This is a genomic window from Rhizobium album (assembly GCF_003122325.1).
Lineage (GTDB): Bacteria > Pseudomonadota > Alphaproteobacteria > Rhizobiales > Rhizobiaceae > Metarhizobium > Metarhizobium album.
The window spans coordinates 41572-62813 of the sequence record NZ_QFBC01000001.1 but is presented as its reverse complement, the minus strand read 5'-3'; the positions used below and the strand labels follow the sequence as shown (position 1 = coordinate 62813).

Annotated in this window: 21 protein-coding genes and 2 pseudogenes; 15 read left to right on the top strand and 8 right to left on the bottom strand. The window is 61.1% G+C overall.

Annotation, left to right across the window (positions count from 1 at the left end; genetic code table 11):
- Positions 1-162: 162 nt before the first annotated feature.
- Both DEM27_RS00370 and DEM27_RS00365 read right to left on the bottom strand, forming a co-directional pair.
- Positions 163-798, bottom strand: a complete 636-nt coding sequence (locus DEM27_RS00370) for a YitT family protein (RefSeq protein WP_109456217.1) — start codon at positions 796-798, stop codon at positions 163-165.
- 222 nt (positions 799-1020) lie between these two features.
- Entirely contained in the window at positions 1021-1953 is a 933-nt protein-coding gene (locus DEM27_RS00365; protein ID WP_109456216.1) for a class I SAM-dependent DNA methyltransferase, read from the bottom strand.
- A 187-nt stretch (positions 1954-2140) separates the two neighbouring features.
- On the opposite strand from DEM27_RS00365, the gene DEM27_RS00360 reads away from it, so the two are divergent.
- Genes DEM27_RS00360 through DEM27_RS00350 form a run of 3 tightly spaced genes read left to right on the top strand, consistent with a single transcriptional unit; the run spans position 2141 to position 4302 of the window.
- Positions 2141-2407 (top strand): DUF6460 domain-containing protein, encoded by a 267-nt coding sequence (locus tag DEM27_RS00360; RefSeq protein ID WP_109456215.1) that lies wholly within the window; start codon positions 2141-2143, stop codon positions 2405-2407.
- On the top strand, positions 2404-2910 hold the full coding sequence (locus DEM27_RS00355; RefSeq protein ID WP_109456214.1) for a CAP domain-containing protein: 507 nt from the start codon (positions 2404-2406) through the stop codon (positions 2908-2910). The genes DEM27_RS00360 and DEM27_RS00355 overlap by 4 nt, the downstream gene beginning before the upstream one ends.
- A 33-nt stretch (positions 2911-2943) precedes the next feature.
- Complete coding sequence (locus tag DEM27_RS00350) at positions 2944-4302, top strand: MATE family efflux transporter (RefSeq protein ID WP_109456213.1); 1359 nt, start codon at positions 2944-2946, stop codon at positions 4300-4302.
- Here DEM27_RS00350 and DEM27_RS00345 read toward each other — a convergent pair.
- Both DEM27_RS00345 and DEM27_RS00340 read right to left on the bottom strand, forming a co-directional pair.
- The gene (locus DEM27_RS00345) at positions 4278-5366 is read right to left on the bottom strand and encodes a quinone-dependent dihydroorotate dehydrogenase (protein ID WP_109456212.1); all 1089 of its coding nucleotides are present in this window, start codon (positions 5364-5366) and stop codon (positions 4278-4280) included. The genes DEM27_RS00350 and DEM27_RS00345 overlap by 25 nt on opposite strands.
- Positions 5363-5710: a DUF952 domain-containing protein gene (locus DEM27_RS00340; RefSeq protein WP_109456211.1), complete on the bottom strand. Its 348-nt coding sequence runs from the start codon at positions 5708-5710 to the stop codon at positions 5363-5365. Before DEM27_RS00340 ends, DEM27_RS00345 begins: the two co-directional genes overlap by 4 nt.
- Positions 5711-5829: 119 nt before the next feature.
- Here DEM27_RS00340 and DEM27_RS00335 point away from each other — a divergent pair, with 119 nt between their 5' ends.
- The 5 genes from DEM27_RS00335 to DEM27_RS00315 all read left to right on the top strand — a co-directional run bounded on the left by DEM27_RS00335 (position 5830) and on the right by DEM27_RS00315 (position 9095).
- Entirely contained in the window at positions 5830-6255 is a 426-nt protein-coding gene (locus DEM27_RS00335) for a hypothetical protein (protein WP_109456881.1), read from the top strand.
- Between the two features lie 75 nt (positions 6256-6330).
- Positions 6331-6978, top strand: a complete 648-nt coding sequence (locus tag DEM27_RS00330) for a response regulator transcription factor (RefSeq protein ID WP_109456210.1) — start codon at positions 6331-6333, stop codon at positions 6976-6978.
- Positions 6979-7094: 116 nt separating this feature from the next.
- Positions 7095-7760: a S24 family peptidase gene (locus tag DEM27_RS00325; RefSeq protein ID WP_109456209.1), complete on the top strand. Its 666-nt coding sequence runs from the start codon at positions 7095-7097 to the stop codon at positions 7758-7760.
- Between the two features lie 11 nt (positions 7761-7771).
- Entirely contained in the window at positions 7772-8617 is an 846-nt protein-coding gene (locus tag DEM27_RS00320) for a thermonuclease family protein (RefSeq protein ID WP_128755409.1), read from the top strand.
- Between the two features lie 64 nt (positions 8618-8681).
- Positions 8682-9095: a tellurite resistance TerB family protein gene (locus DEM27_RS00315; protein ID WP_109456207.1), complete on the top strand. Its 414-nt coding sequence runs from the start codon at positions 8682-8684 to the stop codon at positions 9093-9095.
- A gap of 8 nt (positions 9096-9103) precedes the next feature.
- On the opposite strand, the gene DEM27_RS00310 is transcribed toward DEM27_RS00315, so the two are convergent.
- Positions 9104-9979, bottom strand: a complete 876-nt coding sequence (locus tag DEM27_RS00310; protein ID WP_109456206.1) for a transporter substrate-binding domain-containing protein — start codon at positions 9977-9979, stop codon at positions 9104-9106.
- Positions 9980-10120: 141 nt separating this feature from the next.
- Here DEM27_RS00310 and DEM27_RS00305 point away from each other — a divergent pair, with 141 nt between their 5' ends.
- From DEM27_RS00305 to DEM27_RS00295, 3 genes are all read left to right on the top strand, one after another.
- A complete protein-coding gene (locus tag DEM27_RS00305; protein ID WP_245445592.1) occupies positions 10121-12016 on the top strand; it encodes a glycosyltransferase family 2 protein in 1896 nt (631 codons plus the stop codon).
- Between the two features lie 213 nt (positions 12017-12229).
- A complete protein-coding gene (locus DEM27_RS00300) occupies positions 12230-14227 on the top strand; it encodes a methyl-accepting chemotaxis protein (RefSeq protein ID WP_109456204.1) in 1998 nt (665 codons plus the stop codon).
- Between the two features lie 272 nt (positions 14228-14499).
- Entirely contained in the window at positions 14500-15510 is a 1011-nt protein-coding gene (locus DEM27_RS00295; protein ID WP_165823311.1) for a DUF3626 domain-containing protein, read from the top strand.
- A 178-nt stretch (positions 15511-15688) separates the two neighbouring features.
- On the opposite strand, the gene DEM27_RS00290 is transcribed toward DEM27_RS00295, so the two are convergent.
- Positions 15689-15832, bottom strand: a complete 144-nt coding sequence (locus DEM27_RS00290) for a YjiS-like domain-containing protein (protein WP_109456202.1) — start codon at positions 15830-15832, stop codon at positions 15689-15691.
- A gap of 720 nt (positions 15833-16552) precedes the next feature.
- On the opposite strand from DEM27_RS00290, the gene DEM27_RS00285 reads away from it, so the two are divergent.
- Positions 16553-17368 (top strand): AraC family transcriptional regulator, encoded by an 816-nt coding sequence (locus DEM27_RS00285; RefSeq protein ID WP_109456201.1) that lies wholly within the window; start codon positions 16553-16555, stop codon positions 17366-17368.
- Positions 17369-17465: 97 nt separating this feature from the next.
- Positions 17466-18695: a tryptophan synthase subunit beta gene (trpB, locus tag DEM27_RS00280; RefSeq protein ID WP_109456200.1), complete on the top strand. Its 1230-nt coding sequence runs from the start codon at positions 17466-17468 to the stop codon at positions 18693-18695.
- A gap of 25 nt (positions 18696-18720) precedes the next feature.
- On the opposite strand, the pseudogene DEM27_RS00275 reads toward trpB, so the two are convergent.
- Positions 18721-19041, bottom strand: a pseudogene (locus DEM27_RS00275) (IS110 family transposase); the annotation flags it as partial.
- A gap of 149 nt (positions 19042-19190) precedes the next feature.
- Here DEM27_RS00275 and DEM27_RS00270 point away from each other — a divergent pair.
- A pseudogene (locus DEM27_RS00270) lies at positions 19191-19571 on the top strand (integrase core domain-containing protein); the annotation flags it as partial.
- A gap of 291 nt (positions 19572-19862) precedes the next feature.
- The gene (locus DEM27_RS00265) at positions 19863-20105 is read left to right on the top strand and encodes a DUF6894 family protein (RefSeq protein ID WP_128755408.1); all 243 of its coding nucleotides are present in this window, start codon (positions 19863-19865) and stop codon (positions 20103-20105) included.
- Positions 20106-20120: 15 nt separating this feature from the next.
- Here the strand turns inward: DEM27_RS00265 and DEM27_RS00260 are convergent, their stop codons facing one another.
- Entirely contained in the window at positions 20121-20840 is a 720-nt protein-coding gene (locus DEM27_RS00260) for a Crp/Fnr family transcriptional regulator (RefSeq protein ID WP_109456198.1), read from the bottom strand.
- Positions 20841-21242: the final 402 nt, after the last annotated feature.

Genomic DNA, 21242 nt, shown 5'->3' with positions numbered 1-21242 from the left:
CGCCTCGTCAGGAGGTCGGTCAGTGGCGTCCGTCGACGCGAGACTCACAAATTGCACGGCGCACCACTACGGCGCACAATCCATGAAACGTGGTAAACAAGGCGTTAACCGCCGTAGAATTTTTTTAACGATTGCTGAAAAAGCCGCCGGCCGGCCGGACACTCAGAGGGCGATGTAACGATCGGAGCGGTGGTTGATCGCCACGAAAAGATTGAGCACGACGGCGCCGAGCACCGAATAGAACACCACGCCCGGCGTCGTGACGAAAAAGGCGGCCGCCAGCACGCAGAGATCGATGGCGAGCTGGGTCAGGCCGGCGCGAATGCCGAAACGCTCCTGGAGGTAGATGCCGAGGATGCCGACACCGCCGAGGCTGGCGCGATGGCGATAGAGCGCCAGCAGCCCGAAACCGAGCAGCAGGCCACCGAGAAGCGCTGCCCAGGCCGGATGGATCGAGGAAATCTGCAGGAAGCGCGACTGGACGTCGGCCAGCACCGAGGTCAGGCCGATGGCGAGGAAGGTCTTGATGGTGAAGGCCAGTCCGAGGCGCTTCCACGACAGGTAGAAGAACGGCAGGTTGAGCAGGAAGAAGGCAAGGCCGAAATTCACCCCGAAGGCATAATGCAGCAGGAAGGCGATACCGGCGGTGCTGCCGGTGAGAAGCCCGGCGCCGGCCAGGCAATACAGGCCCAGCGCCGCAATCAGGCTGCCGGAAAAGATGCCCTGGACGTCTTCGAGCGGTGCGTGGCGGGTGGCGCTGCCATTGCGGAAACCAAGGGCATTGATGATCTGCGTCATGACGGCGGTCTCCTGCGGCGGGCACGGTCGTAAAGGCCGGGCGGCGAGGCCCAGCCGGAAAAGGAAAACGAGCCGCCGGATGCCGGCAGCGGTTCACCACGGAAAGCGGATGGCTTCCGATAGGATGAGGGAACGGTTTGAATTCTTGCAGTTTTTGCCGGTTTCGCAAGTGAAATAAGTAAGCAATGCTGACCTATTTTCAACTTCGCAACAAAAGTTCCCTCACGCGCTTTTGCGCGTAAGGAACAGAATGCCGGCGATAGGTTTGCCGCCATCTTTGCGAATGGTGCTGCGGCCGATCTCGACCACGTCGAAGCCATTTCTCTCGCAGAGGCCGCGAAGATGGGCTTCGCTATGGGCATATCGCAGCGAGGGCGCCAGATGAAACCCTTCCGCCGTGCCGGCATCTTCCACCGAGAAGGCAAAGACCGCGCCAGGAGCCGCCAGCAAGGCGACGAGGCCGAAGGTGTTTTCGAGATTGCCGAGATACATCAGCACGTCGGCCGCGGTGACCAGGTCGGCGCGGTGCCGGCCACTATCCGCGAAGAGGCCCGATGCCTCGGCATCGAGCGACAGGTCCGCCTGGGCCAGATGATCGTAGACCTGCTTTTCCGCTGCTTTCGCCAGCATGTTCTGCGACAGGTCGAAACCTTCGAGGCGGTCGACGCGGCCGCGGATCTCCGGGCCGAGCAAGCCGGTGCCGCAACCGAGATCGACGGCGAGGCGGTAATCTTGGCCGGTGGTGGCGATCAGCTCCGCCAGCTTGCGCGGCACGCTGTAATCGAGCTTTTCGACCAGCGAGGTCTCGAAACGGTCGGCATAATCGTCGAAGAGCCGTTCGACATAGCGGCTGGGCGGCTGGTCCGGCGTTGCCGCTTGCCCCAGCAATGCGAGCTTGAGGCCGGCGCCGAAGACATCGGAAGCATCGAACTCCAGCACCCTGCGATAGGCATCGGCGGCACCCTGCGTCTCGCCTGCCTTTTCCCGGTAGGAGGCAAGCCGGAACCAGCCGGCCGCCCAGAGAGGAGCAAGCTCCAGCGCCTGTTCCATCAGTTCCGCCGCGGCCGCGGGTTCGCCGCCCTCGTCGAGCATCTTGGCATAGTCGGCGCGGCGGTCGGCGGTCAGGTCGCCGGACGAAAGCTGGCTGGGCTGCATAGGAGAGATCCCGGGTGCATCTGGCCCGCGCAAGCCGTTTCCGATAGGGTCGCGGTACGGGGCGGGATTCGCCGCATTTGGCGGTCGCCATAAAAAAACTCAAGTTCTATTTCAGAGGGCGGCAGAGACGACGGACATTGCGGGCAGCGATGCGAGCGATTTTGCGGCAGAACAGACAGGAGCGGGCATGTCCGACCAGGTAAACAGGATGCTGGGTGATACGCCGGCGCGCACGGTGCTGAAGCTGATCGTGGTCTCGCTGATCGTCGGCTTCATCATGGCCGTGTTCGGGATCGTGCCGATGGATATCCTCAACGGTATCCGCGACTTCGTCCTCGACCTCTGGCATACCGGCTTTGCCGCGCTCGGCCGGGTCGGCGACTATCTGCTGCTGGGCGCCACCATCGTCATTCCCGCCTTCATCCTGCTGCGCATCCTGAGTTTCCGCCGTTGAGCCGGACGCCCCTGCTTCTTTGCCGCCGCCGTCTCGTCCTGCTTTCCGGCCTGGGCATCCTCTCGGCGCTTGCCGGCTGTTCCACCACGTCGGTGCTCTCCAGCAATGATGACGGCGCCAGCGGCGACGAAACCGCCGACGCGCTGCCGATGGTCAATTCCTTGCGTGCCAGGAAAGGCCTGTCGCCGCTTGCGGTCGACCCCGTGGCGTCGCAGGCCGCCACCGACCAGGCCAAACGCATGGCAAAGGTCGGCAAGATGTCGCATCTCATCGGCTTCAACGACGATTTCGGCAAGCGCATGAAAGATCATGGCGTTGCCCTGCCGGCCGCCGAAAACATCGCCGCCGGCCAGAACGAGACCGCACGTGCCGTACAGGCATGGATCGACTCACCGAAACACCTGCACAACATGCTCGGCGATTTTCGTGGCCTCGGCGTCGCGGTCGCCCGCAACAGCTCTTCCGGAAACCGGCCCTATTGGGCCATGGTGCTGTCGAGCTGAGGCGATTCTGTCCGGCGCAAGCGAGGCAGAACGATGAATTCCCGCACCAAAGGACAGGCCGGCAGCAATCCGCTGGCCTTCGACGTGACACACCGGATGGTTCTGTCGATCGCCATTCCGATGACACTCGGTTTCATGACGACGCCGCTGCTCGGCCTGACCAACACCGCCGTGGTCGGCCATATGGGTGTGGCGGAAGCGCTGGCCGGCCTTGCCATCGGCGCCATGCTCTTCGATCTGATCTTCGGCAGCTTCAATTTTCTACGTGCCTCGACCACCGGCCTGACGGCGCAGGCCTTCGGACGGCGGGATGGGCGCGAGCAGCAGGCGATCTTCTGGCGGGCGCTGATCCTGTCGTTCGGCTGCGGCGCGGCGCTGCTTGCCCTTTCGCCGCTTCTGCTGCGGGCCGGGCTGGCGCTGATGGGGGCGGAAGCAGCCGTGGCCGACGCCACCGCAACCTATTTCTCCATCCGCATTCTCGCCGGGCCGGCAGCGCTCGCCAACTATGCCATCCTCGGCTTCGTTCTCGGACGCGGCCAGGGAGCCCTCGGCCTGCTGCTGCAATCGATCATCAACGGCATCAATATCGCCCTGTCGATCTATCTCGGCCTGCATCTCGGCTGGGGCGTCTCAGGTGTCGCCTGGGGAACGGCGGCGGGCGAGACGGTGGGCATGCTGGCAGGGCTGTTCCTCGTTCTCAGGCGATTTGAGGCCGGCGAGCGGCCGACCTTGGCGGAGATCTTCCAGCGGCAGCGGCTCGCGGCGCTATTTGCCCTCAATCGCGACATCCTGATCCGCACCTTCGTGCTGATCGGTTCCTTCACCTTAATGACACGCATCGGCACCGGTTTCGGCGCGGTGACGCTGGCGGCCAATGCGGTGCTGATGAATTTTTTCCTGCTGGCCAGCTATTATCTCGACGGGCTTGCCAATGCCGCCGAGCAGATCGCCGGACGGGCGATCGGCGCGCATTACCGCCCTGCCTTCGAGCGGGGGCTGAAGCTGGTGCTGCTCTGGTCCTTCGGGCTGGCGGCGGCCGGCGGCCTGTTTTTCCTGCTGGCGGGACCCTGGCTGATCTCGGCCCTCACGACGGCGCCGGACGTGCGGCAGGCAGCGGAAACCTACCTGCCCTGGGCAGCAGTCACCGGGCTGACCGGCGCGCTGGCCTTCCTGATGGACGGCGTCTTCATCGGCGCCACCTGGTCGTCCGACATGCGCAACCGCATGCTGATGTCCTTCCTCGGCTATCTGGCGGCGCTGACCGTCTTCGTCCCGCTTCTCGGCAATCACGGCCTGTGGCTGGCGATGAATGCCTTTTTGCTCTTTCGCGGTCTCTTCCTGGCGATGCTCCTGAAGAAACGGACGGATCAAACCTTCCGGTCCGCCCAGTAATCCAGCCGGCTGTCGCGCAACTCGCGGATCGAGGCGACGCCTTCGCGATCGAGCAGCGGCGAAAGCCCGCGGACGATGCGGGCCGGCAGACCCGGTCCCTCATAGACCATGCAGGAATAGAGCTGCACCAGGTCGGCGCCGGCGCGGATCTTTTCCAGCGCCGTTTCCGCCGAGGAGACGCCGCCGACGCCGATGATCGGCAAGTCCGGGCCGAGGCGCTGACGCATGGCGGCCAGCACGGCCGTCGACTTTTCGAACAACGGCCGGCCGGAAAGCCCACCGGCCTCCTTTGCCTGGGACTGGTCGCTCAGACCTTCGCGTGACAGCGTGGTGTTGGAGACGATCAGGCCGTCGAGCGCATGCGACAGCACTTCGGCGGCGATATCGTCCATACCTTCCGGTGTCAGGTCCGGTGCGATCTTCAGGAAGACGGGAATTTTCCGGCCCGTCCTGGCCGCTTCCGCATCGCGGGCGGAAAGCACGGCGGACAGCAGCTGGTCCAGGCTGTCGCGCGCCTGCAGGTCGCGCAGGCCGGGCGTATTCGGCGAGGAGATGTTGGCCGTAAAATAGCGCGCTACCGAATAGAAGGTGCGGATGCCGGCGACGTAATCGGCGATGCGATCCTCGCTGTCCTTGTTGGCGCCGATATTGACGCCGACGATGCCGGAGATTTTTGCCGCCTGCAGGCGGGCGAGCGCTGCCGCATGGCCTTCATTGTTGAAGCCGAGGCGATTGATCACCGCGCCGTCCCGCTCCAGTCGGAAGATGCGCGGTTTCGGATTGCCGGCCTGCGGCTTCGGCGTCACCGTGCCGATTTCGGTAAAGCCGAAACCGAGGCGCAAAAGCGCGGCCGTCACTTCGGCGTTCTTGTCGTAACCGGCAGCCATGCCGAGCGGATTGGCGAAGGTGAGGCCGGCGACGGTCTGGGACAGCCGCGGATCGGCGGGAAGGCTGCAGGCCGGCAGCAGGCCGGATTTCAGCGCCGTGATCGACAAGCCATGGGCGGCTTCCGGATCGAAAAGAAAAAGACCGCGCTTGCCGAGCAACTTGAAGGCGTCGATCATCGGTCGAGCTCCGGGAAAACATGGAGACCGTCGGCGCCGACGGGCAGCGGCTTTTCCCAAAGCACGGCCGAAAGCGGCAGGTCGCCGTAAAGATGCGGGAAGAGGTCGCCGCCGCGCGATGCCTCGAAGCGCAGAGCCTCGCCCAAAGCATCCGCATCGACCGCCACGAGCAACAGGCCGGTCACGCCGGCGAAATGCAGCCGCGCCGTCTCTTTCGCTTGGGGACCGGTGGAAAAGTGGATATAACCATCCCTAAGGTCGATGGCGGCGCCATGAAAAACACCAGTTTGCCGCGCTTCATGCCACAGGGTTTCCGGCACGATCTTGTAGACGATTGCGGTCATGGCTTACTCCTTTGGCGATGACAGGCATTTGCCGAAACGAGGCGGCTTTGTCCACGCCTGCCGGACGGATTTTACGCTTGAACGCACAATTCTCGGAGGATGACATGATACGATACGGCATGATGCTTCTCCTGGCCGGATTTTCGCCGCTTGCAGCCCCCCTGAGCGCCCAGGCGCAGGAAGAACAGGCCGGACGCTTCCAGCTCGAACGCACGGAGAAGGGCATCGTCCGCCTCGACACGCAATCGGGAACGCTGACGCTCTGCCACGAAAAGGAGGGCAACCTCGTCTGCCGCATGGCCGCCGACGAACGCGCCGCCTATGAAGAAGAACTCGACCGGCTGACGAAACGCGTCGAAGCGCTTGAAAAAGGCACGCAGCCCGGCCAGAGAGACGAAAAACTCCTCGGCCGGTCACTTCCCAGCGATGCAGACATTGACCGGAGCTTCGCAATCATGGAAAAAATGATGAAGCGTTTCATGGGTCTGGCGGAAGAACTGAACCGGGAAAAACAGGGCGACAGGCTCCACCCCCAGAAAACGTGATCCGGCAGGAGGCTGGCCGGAGAGAAAAAGACACCGGCGAGCGAGGGAGACAAGCTCTTGGGAGGAGCCCCCGACATGCAATCCCTGACGATCATCATCGCGGACGACCATCCGCTGTTTCGCGGCGCGCTTCGCCAGGCGGTGGCCAGCATCGACGGCGAGCAGAAGATCGTCGAGGCCGGCGATTTCGACGCGGCCCACCGGGCCGCCGAAAGCCATGCGGATGCCGACCTGATGCTGCTCGACCTCGCCATGCCCGGCGTCAGCGGCTTTTCCGGGCTGATGGCGCTGCGGGCCGAGTTCGCCCACCTGCCGATCGTCATCATTTCGGCCACCGACGATGCGGTGACCATCCGCCGGGCCCTGGAACTCGGCGCTTCCGGCTTCATCTCGAAATCCTCCGGCATCGAGGAGATCCGCGACGCCATCCAGGTGGTGCTGCGCGGCGATATCTCGACGCCGAGCTTCTACCAGGGCGGACAGGAACACGACCCTGATGTCGCCGACCTCATCAACCGCCTGAGAACGCTGACGCCGCAGCAGAGCCGCGTGCTGGGCATGCTGGCGGAAGGGCTGCTCAACAAGCAGATCGCCTACGAGCTCGGCGTTTCCGAAGCGACGATCAAGGCGCATGTCTCGGCCATCCTGCTCAAGCTCAATGTCGACAGCCGTACCCAGGCGGTGATCCAGCTCGGCAAGATCAACGTGGCGATGGTCGCCTGACGTGACAAGTCGGAAAACAGGATTTTATTCCTCTTTCTCTTTACTCCCGGCCCGGGCTTGGTTAAAGTCTGATAACGGACAGCGCCGGCGGCCTTTGTCCGCCTGGGAACCCGACCATGTTTTCACATGACACCATTTGGAGCGCCATCGACCGGCTCGCCGAACGGCATCAGTTGACCCCTTCGGGGTTGGCCCGCCGTGCCGGGCTCGATCCGACCTCCTTCAACAAGTCGAAGCGGCTGAGCGCCGACGGCCGGCTGCGCTGGCCGTCGACGGAATCGATCGCCAAGGTCCTGGAGGCGACGGGGGCGACGATCGACCAGTTCATGAGCTACATGCAGCCGATGCAGGCCGGCGGTTCCCTGCCGGAAGGCGCCTTTCCGCCGCAGAGCGGCACCATACCGCTGCTCGGCTTCGCCCAGGCCGGCACCGGCGGCTTTTTCGACGACGGCGGCTTTCCCGCCGGCCAGGGCTGGGATGTCGTCGAATTTCCCGCCTCCCCCGACCGCCGCCCCGGCGTCTATGCGCTCGAAGTCCAGGGCGACAGCATGCTGCCGCTCTACCGGGACGGCGACGTGCTGATCGTCGAGCCCGGCGCGCAGGTGCGACGCGGCGACCGTGTGGTGGTCAAGACGCGCGAAGGCGAAGTGATGGCCAAGGTGCTGATGCGCCAGACGGCGCGGTCGATCGACCTCGTGTCGCTCAATCCCGACCATGCCAACCGCAGTTTCGACCTGATTGACGTCGAGTGGATCGCGCGGATCATCTGGGCCAGCCAGTAGGATTATTTTCCGTGAAAGCTTTTCTGACGACCACGTTGACGGGGTTTGCCGGCATTCTGATCTGGGGTTTCCTGCTGGTAAACGGCGCGCAGCGCATCGGCACCAGCCCAGACATTCAGGCGGACATCTCCACCGACACCCTGTCTGTCGAGGAATTGCAGCAACTGGGAGGCGAAACGACCGATCCGTCCGTGGAACCGGCCGAAGCCCCGGAGGAACGGCTCCCGGTGCCCGAGGGTACAAGCGTGGCTTCTCCGGATGGCACGACCGAAAACACGGCCAAAGACACGTCGGTGACGGCGGAACCGCTGGCCGAACCGGGCGCCATCAGGCCCGTCGAGCCGGAAATCTTCGCCTCGCCGCTCACCGATGGCGCCACCTCGCTTGAACGGGTGGAAGGTCCGGCGGACAAGGTCGTTAAACCGGTCAAGAAGGAAAAGCCGGTGCTGATCCCGCGTCCCAACGCTGTCAACGCCGGCACGCTGACTGCGGGTGAACGAACGCTGATCCTGAGCGGCCTCGTGCCGACCGATATCGAGCGGTTATGCCCCGATGTCTCGGGCAAGCAATGGCCCTGCGGCGTGGTCGCCCGCACCTCGCTGCGCCTGTTCCTGCGCAACCGCTCCGTCAATTGCGACCTGCCGGGAGATGACGAGACTGGCGAGATCGCCACGACCTGCCGGCTGGGCGAGCGCGATATCGGCGCATGGCTGGTGGAAAACGGCTGGGCCGAGGCGGAAAAGGGCTCCGTCTTCGAAACGCTGGGTGAAGAGGCGAGGACCGCCCGCCGCGGGCTCTACGGCGACGACCCGCGCCGGACGGCAACGCCTGACGCAACCGATACCATCGAGCCGTAAACCCGCTCTTGCAATCCACGCCGCCTGCGCCTATGTCCCCGGACAAAACGGAAGGGGTATTCGAATGGCCGGCAAACTGGGCACACATGACGCCTTGATCTACGTGATGGTAATGGCGTCAGCCGTCGACAGTTCGATGAGCGACAGTGAACTGTCGAGGATCGGGCAGCTTGTGAAAGCACTGCCGGTGTTCGACAGTTTCGACGAGAACCGGCTGATCGATGTTTCGCAGGCCTGCGCCGACCTGGTTTCCGGCCCCGAAGGCCTCGATATCGCCCTGGAGACCATTCGCGACACCCTGTCGCCACGGCTCTACGACATGGCTTATGCGCTGGCCGTCGAGGTTATGGCCGTCGACGAAGCCGTGCTGCCGGAAGAAATCCGCCTTCTGCAACTGCTGCGCGACCGCCTCTCGTTGGACAAGCTCACCTGCGCCGCCATCGAACGCAGCGCCATCGCGCGGTATCGCCGAGCCTGACATCCGGTTCAATAGAGCCCGTAAGGAAAATAACGCAGGTAGATTTCCTGCAGGCGACCGTTGCGCGACAGCGTCAGCAGCGCATGGTCGATGGCCGCCGTCAGCACCGTGTCGTCCTTCCGCAACATCACCGTCATCCCTTCGCTGAGGAAGAACTCGGAAAAATACGGACCGTCGAGAAAAGTGCAGCAATTGGCGGAAGCCGGGCCTGACGTCCAGAAGGAAAGTTGCAATCCATCGGAGAAGACGGCATCGACCGCACCCGTCTTCAGCGCCTCCATCATCGCGTTGCGATCCGCGAATCCCACGGCCTTGAGCCCGGGGAAAAATGCCTGCAGCATGGCCGCGTGACGTGTGCCGGTCACGACCCCGACCGGATGACCTGCGAGGCTTGCGGCCTTTTCGTCCGGCAGGCTGACCTTGCGGTTGCGCACGAAGCGGGCCGGCAGCTCCATGAACGGGCGCGAAAAAGAAAACCGCCGGCGCAGTTGCGGCGTGACCGCAACGCCGGCAATCGCCGCCTCGGCCTGCCCGCCTTCCACCGCCGCTTCGATTTCGGCAAACGGCAGCGCCTGGATCTGGCATTTTTCGGCGATCTTCAGCTCGTCGCAGATTTCCCGCGCCAGATCCACTTGGAAGCCGGCGAGACGGCCGGTCTGGTCGATGAAGTTGAACGGCGCGAAATCCACGGTGGTGACGAAGCGGACACGGCCGATTTCGGACAGGTCAGGCTTGGCCAGGCGCTCCCGCGAATCGAACAGCACCGGCAGCCTGTTGTCCGCCGCCTCCGCGGTCACGGCCTGCGCCAGAACCAGCAGCGAAAAGAGCGCGTTTAACGTGTATTTCCCCCAATTTTCTAGGGATGAAAGAATAGGGCGTCTCATTATGATCCAGACTGTCGGGGCATGAGCGTCGTAGCGTGTCAATGGTGTATCAAAGTCATGCGTATTGGGGAATATCCGGAACGACCAGCGCAAAGGACGGACGATGGCGACAGAGACCGCGCCGGGTGGCCACATGCTGCTGTGGACACACCGCTTTCCCCCGACCCGCTCGACACGTCCGAAGCGCAGATCCTGCTGCAACTGGGTTTCGGAAAACCTCTGGTGGCGGCGATGGCGGAGCGCGCAGCCCGCTACGGCACGACGATCGAGCAGGAATTGCTCGGGGATGGCTGGATCGATCCAGACGCCTATTATGCGGCCCTTGCGCGCATGCTGCGCCTGCCCTATCTGAGCCAGGTGAACGCCGAAGGCGTCACAGACGTCAGCCATCTGGATTCGCAGCTCGTTCAGCCGGCAACCATCCGCCTGCAGCATGCCCGGCAAGCACCCGTCACCGTCATCGTCCCGGAAGCACGCCGCGTTCCGATGATCCTCGGCATGCTGAACCGCCTGCCGGACCTGCGGCATTCGCTCGCCGTCGCGGCAGGCAGCACCGTCCGACAGGCCGTCTGGAAAGCAGGCGCGCCACGACGCTTGCAGCAGACGATCGGCAATCTTTTCGAGAACAATCCGAAATACAGCGCACGCATCGTCCTTTGGGGACGGCAGGGTTTTTATACCGGCGTCGGCGTGACGACCGCAGCGCTCGGCACACTGATTGCTCCCAGCCTGGCGCTTCTGACGTTGCATGTCTTGATGTCCAGCCTCTATTTCATCTCGCTGTGGCTGAAGTTTTTTGCAATTCGCTATTGCCGGGAACCGTCACAACCGATCCTGCCGCTGCCGGAAAAGAAAGATCTGCCTGTCTATACGGTGATGGTGGCACTCTACCGGGAAGCGACGGTGGCGGCGCAGCTCGTCGCGACGCTGAGGCGGCTCAACTGGCCGCCGTCGCTGCTCGACATCAAGCTGGTGTGCGAGGCAGACGACCGCGAGACGATAGAGGCGCTCGAAGCATTGCGCCCGGGTCCGCAATTCGAGATCGTCAAGGTGCCGCCGATGCAGCCGCGCACGAAACCGAAAGCACTCTCCTATGCCCTGCCGGCAGCGCGCGGCGAATTCCTCGCCATCTACGACGCAGAGGACCGGCCGCATCCCGATCAACTGCTCGAGGCGTACGGGCGTTTCGCCAAGGCGCCGCAAACGCTGGCTTGCGTCCAGGCACCGCTGATCATCACCAACGCGCGGGCTTCGTGGCTGAGCGCGCTTTTCTCGCTGGAATATTCCGCGCTCTTCCGTGCCTTGCTGCCGATGCTCGCCCGCGCCGGCATGCCACTGCCGCTCGGCGGCACGTCAAACCACTTTCGAACCGCTGTCCTGCGCAAAGCCGGCGGGTGGGACCCCTACAACGTCACGGAGGATGCCGACCTCGGCATGCGGCTCTATCGCCTCGGCTACCGCGCCGACAACGTCCGGCACACGCTCGAAGATGCGCCGACGACCCTGAAGAGCTGGTGCGGCCAGCGGACGCGCTGGTATAAGGGCTGGCTGCAGACATGGCTGGTGATGATGCGCGATCCGCGGCAACTGGTGCGCGACATGGGATGGAAGGCCTTCATCGTCTTCCAGCTGATGATCGGCGGCATGCTGGTCTCTTCGCTTGCGCACCCCTTCATCCTGCTGTTCTTCTTCGTCACGCTGGTCGCCATGCTAGACAATCCGGCAACCGACATCCACATACTGGCGAAAACCCTGTTCACCATCGACATCGTCAATATCTTCGGCAGCTATTCGGCGTTTCTTGCCGTTGGCGCCGCGGCGATGATCCATCATGAAAAGAAGCTCGTCGGCTGGCGCTGGGTGCTGATCCCCGTCTACTGGATGCTGGTGTCCTTCTCCGCCTGGCGCGCCGTGGTCGAACTGAAGACCCGGCCGTTCTTCTGGCACAAGACACAGCACCAGCCGCACGCGCAGGCCGGCCCCGCCAAGAGTGCCCGGCCATATTCGCACCCGCAAAATGTGCGGGTGCCCCGTTAGCACGCCATTAAACCCATTAGGCTTATCTGAATTAGCGACATCGGACGACCATTCAGGCCGGACGATCATGACGGCCGTCGTTTTCGCCTTTCATCAAGGCATGCTCCCACTATTTCTGAATGCGACATCTGCCATCGCCAAGACGAACCTGCGTCATCCCGATCGCCGATTCTTCTGGTCGATGCGTAATATTAAGGACCGGAATCCAAGCTTATGTTGAAGAACGCGAAGATAAAAACCAAAATTCTTGCCGTTATCCTGTTGCTGGGCGTGATTTCCGTCATCGGCCTGCTGCATCTCAGCAAAGAATTCCGCCAGGCCGACAGCGCCTATACGAACTTCCTCTCCAACGACAGCGCCGCCGCGATGGAAACCTCGCGCGCCAGCGGCGGGACCATGGTCGCCGCGCTGCAGATCGCACGCGTGCAGGACTTCGCTCCGGATTCGCCGCAATACAAGGATGCCGTCGAGACGCACGACAAGTTCATCAACACCGCGAAAGACCGCATGACCAAGGTCATGCAGCTTGCTCCGTCCACCAAGGACGTCGATGAGGAGATTATCCGCCGCCTCGATGCCTTGAGCGCGCTCGGCCACAAGGTGTTTGCTGCGCACAAGGCCGGCGATGCCGCCGCCGTGGAGAAGGGCCAGGCGGAGACGGACGCGTTCCTCGACGAACTCGTGAAGCTTTTCGTTTCGAACAACAACGCCATGTCGACGTCGATCGAAATCGGCACGCAGCAGCTTTCCAGCGAGATCAACAGAACCATTACCGTAAGCCTCATCATGCTGACGCTCGGCATCATCCTGTCGATCGTCGTCGGCATGGTGCTGGCAGAGGTCGGCATCACCGCGCCGATGGCGCTGCTTCGACGCCGCATGACCGCGCTTGCCCAGGGCGAGACCACCGAAGACGTCGCAGGCCTCGACCGCAAGGACGAAATCGGCGACATGGCGAAGGCCGTCGCCATCTTCCGCGACGGCGCCGTCGAGCGCATTCGCCTCGAACGCCAGGGCGAAAAGGACCGTGCGTCGAGCGAGACGGAACGCGCCGAGCGCGAAACACAGAAGGCTGCAGAAGCCGCCGACCTGCAGCGCGCCGTCACGGCGCTCGGCGGCGGACTGCGCCGCCTTGCCGACGGCGACCTGTCCTTCCAGATCGACACTCCTTTCGTCGCGCATCTCGACCAGTTGCGCCTCGACTTCAACGATTCGCTGAGCAAGCTCAACCAGGCCCTGAGCGCCGTCGGCGGCAACGCCCGCTCGATCAATGCCGGCGCTGACGAAATCCGCAACTCGGCCGACAATCTTTCGAAGCGCACCGAACAGCAGGCTGCCTCGGTGGAGGAAACGGCCGCGGCGCTCGAAGAAATCACCACGACCGTCAAGGACGCGGCGCGGCGTGCCGAGGAAGCCAGCCATCTGGTTGCCCAGACCCGCACCGGCGCTGAAAAATCCGGCAAGATCGTTCGCGATGCGGTCAGTGCCATGCAGCAGATCGAACAGTCGTCGAGCGAGATTTCCAACATCATCGGCGTCATCGACGACATTGCCTTTCAGACGAACCTTCTGGCGCTGAACGCCGGCGTCGAAGCCGCGCGCGCCGGCGAAGCCGGCAAGGGTTTTGCCGTCGTCGCCCAGGAAGTGCGTGAACTGGCACAACGTTCCGCCAATGCCGCCAAGGAGATCAAATCGCTGATCACCGCCTCGGGAACCCATGTGGCGACCGGCGTCAACCTGGTCGGAGAAACCGGCAAGGCCCTCGATGCCATCGTCAGCGAGGTCCAGGAAATCAACCGCCACGTCCACGCCATCGCCGAGGCCGCGCGTGAACAGTCCATCGGGCTGCAGGAGATCAACACCGCCGTCAACACGATGGACCAGGGCACCCAGCAGAACGCCGCCATGGTCGAGGAAACGACGGCCGCAACGCATACGCTGGCAACGGATGCAGCATCGCTGACCGAACTGCTGTCGCAGTTCAAGATGACCGGCACCCATGGCGGCCTCGCCTCCAGCCATGTCGCCCGCCCTGCTTCCCGCCAGAGCGCGCCGGCTTCCCGCCCAGCCGTCGCACCGGTTCGCGCCGCGACGGAAACGACCCGACCCGCTCCCTCGCCGGCGCGCCGTCTTGGCCAGACGCTCGCCAATGCTTTCGGCGGCGGCGCTTCCACGGCAACGAAACAGGAGGCCGACTGGACGGAATTCTGAGGTCCGCCTGCGGACACGACGACAAACCACGGGCGGTCGAAAGACCGCCCGTTTTCGTTCGAGCGGCCCGGCGCAAGGTGTCTTATGAAGCGCCATGACCGGCGCCGCCGGAAAAGCAAAATTTATCCTGTCGCAGAAATTTCGATCGCCGGTACGCAAGACGCTTGAGAATGGCAGGGGACAGGCTATCCTCCTCCCGCGCCTGCCAAAGATATGAAAATTACCGCTTCACCGCGATATTGCATCCATATTTCTCATTCTTAGGATCGACGATGGCCAATCCCCCAACTCCGACGACCGCCGAAAGAAATGCCGCCCTTGGACGACTGGCTCGAAACGAAACGGTCGGCCTGACAAATCGCAGACAGCTTGAAAGCTATGACTTCGTCGAGGATCTGGCCGTAAAACGGCTGGTCACGCAAAAGCTTTGCACCGCGGCAACCGCCGACCTTGTCTATGGCGGTATCCTCAAGCTTCTCGAAGATGCGCGCCTGACGATTTCGCTCAAGGCGCCGAACTGGTTCTATCACGAGAACACATCCAAGACCTATGGCAACTTCTGGGAGCGCGGCGTCAGCGGCGCATCGAGCGACGCGAAAAAACGCGATGCCGCCGAAAACTCGATGTTCGGCTACAGCAATCCCGTCACCGATGCCGACCCGAAGGTCAAGGCGGCCCAGAACCGGCTGCTCACCTTCGGCACCTCGCCTTCCGCCACCTTCGAGCCGGCCATGCGGCCGCGATATGCCGCGGTGGATTTTGCCTATTGCATCAATGGCGGATTGTCGAAATACGGCAAGAGCTTCCTCGTCCTGAAGGACCACATGAAGCACAACTCGACCTTCACCCACTGCGATTCCTTCGAAGTCGACATGGATCTGATGGAGCGCAAGGACGAATATTTTGGCACCAAGCTCAACCTCCAGGACGTCGCCTGCAGCTTTTTCCAGCTCGGCTTCATCGTGCTTTTCTGCCATCCGGCAGTGCTGAAGAAGCTGCATGCCTATGCGACCCGAGAAGCCAAGAAGGGCAGCGAAACCAATCTTCTCGGCGGCATGATCTACATCGAGGCGCAGATGCACGCCGACATCCAGTTCAGCCGCGACGTCGCCGAACTGAACATCAGCGGCCAGGATTGCGCCGCCGGCCCGGTGAGCCATCCGAAATCGAAGAGTTTCTTCGGCAAGAAGACCGTCTGGGACAATGACGACATTGCCCGCGTCAAGAAGAACGCCAAGAAGTTCGCCGCAAGCAACGGGCTCATCTACAACGACGTGCCGTAAAAGCGGGCGAGGAACACAGATTGTAGCGCGCCGCCTGCACAACAGGCCGGTGTCCGCACCGGAGCGGATCCTTGCCACCCCTATCGCCGGCGTCGGCTGCCAGTGGTCAAAGCCCGGCACCCGATTGTCATGAAAAAGCCCGGACAACCGGGCTTTTTGCATTCGGATGGAACTTCGCTTAGCGGAAGACGCCGCGGGCAACGGTGGGAATTGCATCCCGGCTGACGCCGATGTCCTGCAGGGCGCGGTTGTTCATACGGCCGAGCTCGTTGAGGGTGCGATGATAGTTGATCCAGCTGTTGATGGCACGGACGACATTCATGATGATCCCCTTTCCTGGGTTCGATTGACGTCGGTTTCCGTTCATTCGGCCCGGTGTCTTTGATGACCACGATATAGTGACAAAGGGCCGACGATAGTAGACGCATAGCGCTCAATGCACCCATGCCGCGTTTTCACGCGCTCCATTTGAGCCATGAGTCTGGCCTGAAGAAACGGCGGAGCAGGGAAAGTACGTTCAGATCCGGATCGGCCCCATCGATTGGCCCATGCGAATAGGGCCGACAAGGACGGCCAGCGTGATCTCGCGGCAGCAACGTGACGTCAATCGGTCGCCCGACCCCGTTCTATAGATAACGGCGGTCGCGTCCTCATGCTCTTGTGACAGCTTGGAGAACAGGCGTCCAATGCAAATTTGCGCCGATCCACAAAAGCTACCCCAAACGTGATGATGACGGTGCCAGCCTCTGCAGCGGTTGGAGCCGGATCGGCGCACGAGGCGGCAACGCGTGACCACTTTGCTCTATCCTTTTGTTTTTGCCGCATTGTCCGACGCCGAAGCGATTCCGCTTCGGCTGGAAATGCTCTAAGTTCGCTGTTCAAGTTGTGGCTCAGCTTCGCAAAGCAGACATGACGTTTTCAGCATTGGGACCGAAACGGGTTGGCTTGGTTTGAACGGCATATGGAATCAAATATATGCATGGATGCCAGCCGTTAACTCGGAAATATTAGGACCGGTCTCGATGAAGCAGAAAGACAGCCCGTGACGCAGGTCAAGTCATTGACATTCGACCTTAAGCACACTGGCCTGCTGCGTGCGCGAGCGACAGCGCGCCATTTCAGCCCACATCTGCACAGCACACACTCAATTGTGCTCATCAAATCGGGAGCCGCAAGGATACAATCGGCACGATGGACCAAGGTCGTTGGTGCTGGAGACGTCTTTTTCTTCAATCCGTTTGAAGTCCATGCCGCAGAAGACATCCAAGAACCGGTTGAGTATGAGACGCTTTATCCCTCGAAAGAATTCATTTCAGGATGCATCGCTGAAGGAAATGGCAGCGATACCATAAATATTCAGTCGGACGTGATATCCCCGACCCGTCAGACCCGCGAATTGGCCGAAGCTCTGTCCGCCCCGCTCACTGACAACAGGGCAATCGAAGAAGCGCTTGGCAACCTCCTGCGAACTTGCGTGTTTTCGACGGAGAGTCGAGCTTCAAGCTTCAGGTCGGTGGCCTTCCGGGCCTGTAGTTTCATCAGAGACAACTACTCGCTCTCCATGCGCACAAACGAGCTGGCAATCAAAATAGGCGTGCACAAAAGCCACTTCATCCGCGCCTTCAAAGCCGCAACGGGAATTGCCCCCCAACTCTATATCCGGCAGGTGCGCGTCGCAAAGGCTCACGACCTGATATGCGCTGGTCTGGACTTGAGCGACGTTGCGCAAATTGTCGGCTTCTGCGACCAGGCCCATCTGACACGCGAGTTCAAGAAGGTATTCGGCGTTCCCCCCGGCGCGTTGTCACGCCATATTTCAATTGCGTACCGGCAGAAGGCGCGGCGTCCTGGCACCTAACCGGACGAGACCATCTGCAAGGCGCAAATCCTGTTCAATACGATGATGATAGAGCCAGGTAGCGTAGACCATCTTGTCCCAATAATGGATGGTTGCAATGATCGAAACCGTAAGCAGTGACTCCCCGAACCTCCCCGATTCGCAAGGCTATTTTGGTCAGTTTGGCGGAAATCACTATCCGCCAGAGGTAAAGCCCGCGCTCGATGAATTGGCGAATACATATCGGGCAGTGCGACAGTCCCGGGATTTCCAGCGTACGCTCGATACGGTCCGCAAGGGGCTTCAGGGCAGGCCTACTCCGGTGCATTACCTGGAAAACACCTCTCGCCGGATCGGCGGTGCGCAGATTTACGTCAAACGCGAAGACCTCAACCACACGGGCGCTCATAAGATCAATCATTGCGTCGGCTTTGCACTTCTGGCCAGAGAAATGGGCAAGCGCAAGCTGATCGCCGAGACAGGCGCCGGGCAACATGGCGTTGCCCTGGCTGCGGCGGCGGCCTATTTCGGGCTCGAATGCGAAATCCACATGGGGGCGATCGACATCGAGAAACAAAGCTCGAATGTCGGACGCATGCGGCTCCTCGGAGCGCACGTCGTATCAGCGACTGCTGGCCAGTCGACATTGAAGGAAGCAAGCGACTCTGCCTTCAATGCGTATGTCGAGCAGCGAGATCATGCGCTTTACGCGATCGGGTCCGCCATCGGCCCACATCCTTTTCCAATGATCGTCCGCGATTTCCAGTCGGTGGTCGGACGAGAAGCGCGCGGCCAGTTCCTTTCACTCACGGGTGGATGCCTGCCTGACCACGTTGTCGCCTGTGTCGCCGGCGGATCGAACGCGTTGGGCATATATGCCGGCTTCCTGGACGACTCGGACGTCGCGTTGCATGCTGTCGAGCCACTCGGGAAATCGGATGAACCTGGGCAGCACGCTGCGACGTTGTCGTTTGGCAGGCCAGGAGTCCTGCATGGTGCGCGTTCCATCATTTTGCAGCAGGATGGTGCGCCCGCCAAAGTGTCGTCTGTTGCTTCAGGGTTGGTCTACCCAGGTGTCGGCCCCGAAATCGCGATGCTGCACGATACGGGACGGCTGTCAGTCAGTGCGATTCCCGACGAAGAAGTCATCGATGTGTTCTTCCAGGTAACGAGGTCCGAGGGGATCATTCCCGCGCTCGAGAGCGTGCACGCTCTCGCCTATGGGATTCGCCTGGCCTCGAGCGAGCCGGCATCAAAGCGAATCCTGGTCAACCTTTCCGGACGAGGTGACAAGGATGTCGATCATGTGATTGCGAATTACGGCGCCGGCTGCCGTCTGACGACTTGAATGAGGCCGGACGCTGCCTGGCCGCTTTATCCCAGCTATTATGCAAAGCCTCTCTGGTCCGAGCCAGTGCTAATGACGACACCAGTCGCACCCCGAAACCCGCTTCAGCCAAGCGCCACGCGATGGGGCGGTGATAGTTACCCGTTGCTTCGAAGCCGCAAACCACCGGCCGACTATACGATTGGAGAATCTCGATCAACCGATCATGTTCCGCGCGCTTGTTAAGGACTTGCAGCCGACGACGGCGCTTGTCGCCAGGTGCTTCGATGAGAACTTCATTGCGCACCTTGGCGATGTCGATCGCTACCAGTACGGCATCAGTGGGTATAGTGTTGGACATGGTCATGGTCGGTCTCTCCGGAATGGGTTGTGAGCATTCACATTCTAGAGAAATTCTGACTGGCCATGGCCGCCTCAAGCGGTGCGCGCCTGCAGCGAAGAGCTGCGCGCACCGACGGCTCAGTTGCCGAAACTCACTCCTTCCGTAGGTGCTACGGGACCGAACTGACCTCGAATGCCATCCTTGCCTGGTCGAAGGATCACAAGATTGAGTGGCATTACATCGCGCCGGGAAGGCCAATGCAAAACGGCTATGTCGAGAGTTTCAACGGCAGAATGCGCGACGAACTGCTCAACGAGAACCTATTCTTTGGACTCGATCATGCCCGCAGCGCCATTGCAGAATGGGTCGACGACTACAACAATTTCCGGCCGCACTCATCGCTAGGATACCAAACCCCGGCGGACTATGCCGGGATCATCGCCGCAACCGGCTCCAACGCTACGCAATATAGACGCTCCGCGTTTCCCCCGGTTGCTCACACCACGCCATTTAGCTTATCAAAAACTGCCGAGGCTCTAATCGCAGCCGGTTGAAAATTCAGTGGCAGGTCACTTTCATTCAAAGCCTAAAGCTCCCGGTTCAACTTTCGCGGGCTTCCGCCCAATGGGGGTAGGTAAGGCTGTATCATTGTTGAAACGTGCTGGCATTGGCGGCCTCCTCTGGAGTTGAGATAGAGTCACCAGATCGCGGGGCAAGCCAAATGTGAAATCACCAGGAAAGTTCCCAAGTTCTTCCCCACTTCCAATCTCACTTTTGTGTGCTGGCTGGAACGAACATTTTTTCGAATGCGTCGTTCTTAAATGGCGGCAGAAAAGGATGTTATCATGGGAAGGTTTTTCTTCGATATTTCAAACGGCGATGGGGACTCAACCGATGATGACGGTGTGGAGTTTCCAACCGCGGCGGCGGCGGAAGATGAGCTTGCAAAGGTACTCGGCGACGTCGTGCGTGAAGCCGTTGTCCGAGAACGAAACGGACGAGTGGTTGTCCGCGTGAGAGACGAAAGCGGAAACGTCTGTATGAAGGGTATGCTGGATTTCGCGATCGAAAATCTGCCGACGTCGTAGGAACGCTCGCAGAGTTCAGCGAGGCTCCCGATTGAAATGCAAGTAAGTGGGGTCAAATTGGGCCAAGCGCTCCAACTCTCCAAGATCCGTGATCCGAACTAAGCCGTCCTTCCAGCTGAACAGGTTATCTCCCCGCAGAGCCTGTAGAGTTTTGTTCACATGCACGGTAGAAACACCAAGGACATCAGCCAAAGTCGCCTGCGTTATTGGAAAGCGAAACGTTGTGCCCTCCGTCAATCCGACCGCCCGATAGCGATAAAACATTTCGCAGATCAGATGCGCAAAGTGGGCCTTGACTTCGCGTCGGCCCATGGCGGTAATCCATTCCCGGTGGATCGATCCGTCGATCAAGGTCAGAAGCCAAAACATCCTGGTCAAGTGGGGTTGGTTTTCAGTGACGGTCTGTAGGCTGCGATGCGGCGCAACCATAACCGCACAGTCGGTCAGCGCCAGAACACCATGATCCATGTGCTTCAGCAAGAAGGCATGCAAGTCCACAAAATCACCGCCGATATGAAGGCCAGTGATTTGCCTCTTGCCGTCCTCCAGCAGCTTGTATCTCGCGGCTAGGCCGCTGAGAAGCAAAGTGCTTATGCTAGGTCTGGAACCTTGCCTCACCAGGTCTTCACCTGCCGCAAACACGATTTCCTGCTTAAACAACGCCCGCGTGATCTGCTCTTCCTCAGCAGAAATGGCATCCCGTGCCAACAAGTTTGATATCAGTGCGTCGGTCATAGGAAAGTCCGATTGGCTCTAACTTTGATGGAAAAGATAGGCCGCAAAGTTCACGGGAAAAGGCGTGCGACTTCTGCTAAGCGGCCTCTATCATGAACACCTTGGGAGTGAAGTTGCAGCATTAGGAATTCCAGAGATTTCCCGGCTTCCGAAGCCGGCAAAATTCCTCGTGACGAGCAAGCTTGCTCGTAAACGACGCGCAGGTCATCGAGACTTGCCACTTTTTGTTGGGAATCAAACGGGGCGGTCATATGCCCCTCCATATCTTGGGGCGGGAGCACATAGTAACCACCGGCCACCGGCGCCCTTGAGATGTGCCGGTGATGCATAAGTTTCCCACCACTGGCCGGTCATCACAAGCAGAATGAACCGCAAATTTGGCCGATTATGGGATGTTTATTT

Excerpts from the sequence above, each read along its gene's own strand:
- DEM27_RS00265 (WP_128755408.1), top strand. The coding sequence starts at position 19,863 with ATGGGAAGGTTTTTCTTCGATATTTCAAACGGCGATGGGGACTCAACC.
- DEM27_RS00350 (WP_109456213.1), top strand. The coding sequence starts at position 2,944 with ATGAATTCCCGCACCAAAGGACAGGCCGGCAGCAATCCGCTGGCCTTC.
- DEM27_RS00310 (WP_109456206.1), bottom strand. The coding sequence starts at position 9,979 with ATGAGACGCCCTATTCTTTCATCCCTAGAAAATTGGGGGAAATACACG.
- DEM27_RS00325 (WP_109456209.1), top strand. The coding sequence starts at position 7,095 with ATGTTTTCACATGACACCATTTGGAGCGCCATCGACCGGCTCGCCGAA.
- DEM27_RS00345 (WP_109456212.1), bottom strand. The coding sequence starts at position 5,366 with ATGATCGACGCCTTCAAGTTGCTCGGCAAGCGCGGTCTTTTTCTTTTC.
- trpB (WP_109456200.1), top strand. The coding sequence starts at position 17,466 with ATGATCGAAACCGTAAGCAGTGACTCCCCGAACCTCCCCGATTCGCAA.
- DEM27_RS00330 (WP_109456210.1), top strand. The coding sequence starts at position 6,331 with ATGCAATCCCTGACGATCATCATCGCGGACGACCATCCGCTGTTTCGC.
- DEM27_RS00300 (WP_109456204.1), top strand. The coding sequence starts at position 12,230 with ATGTTGAAGAACGCGAAGATAAAAACCAAAATTCTTGCCGTTATCCTG.
- DEM27_RS00340 (WP_109456211.1), bottom strand. The coding sequence starts at position 5,710 with ATGACCGCAATCGTCTACAAGATCGTGCCGGAAACCCTGTGGCATGAA.
- DEM27_RS00365 (WP_109456216.1), bottom strand. The coding sequence starts at position 1,953 with ATGCAGCCCAGCCAGCTTTCGTCCGGCGACCTGACCGCCGACCGCCGC.
- DEM27_RS00370 (WP_109456217.1), bottom strand. The coding sequence starts at position 798 with ATGACGCAGATCATCAATGCCCTTGGTTTCCGCAATGGCAGCGCCACC.
- DEM27_RS00315 (WP_109456207.1), top strand. The coding sequence starts at position 8,682 with ATGGCCGGCAAACTGGGCACACATGACGCCTTGATCTACGTGATGGTA.
- DEM27_RS00295 (WP_165823311.1), top strand. The coding sequence starts at position 14,500 with ATGGCCAATCCCCCAACTCCGACGACCGCCGAAAGAAATGCCGCCCTT.
- DEM27_RS00360 (WP_109456215.1), top strand. The coding sequence starts at position 2,141 with ATGTCCGACCAGGTAAACAGGATGCTGGGTGATACGCCGGCGCGCACG.
- DEM27_RS00260 (WP_109456198.1), bottom strand. The coding sequence starts at position 20,840 with ATGACCGACGCACTGATATCAAACTTGTTGGCACGGGATGCCATTTCT.
- DEM27_RS00290 (WP_109456202.1), bottom strand. The coding sequence starts at position 15,832 with ATGAATGTCGTCCGTGCCATCAACAGCTGGATCAACTATCATCGCACC.
- DEM27_RS00335 (WP_109456881.1), top strand. The coding sequence starts at position 5,830 with ATGATGCTTCTCCTGGCCGGATTTTCGCCGCTTGCAGCCCCCCTGAGC.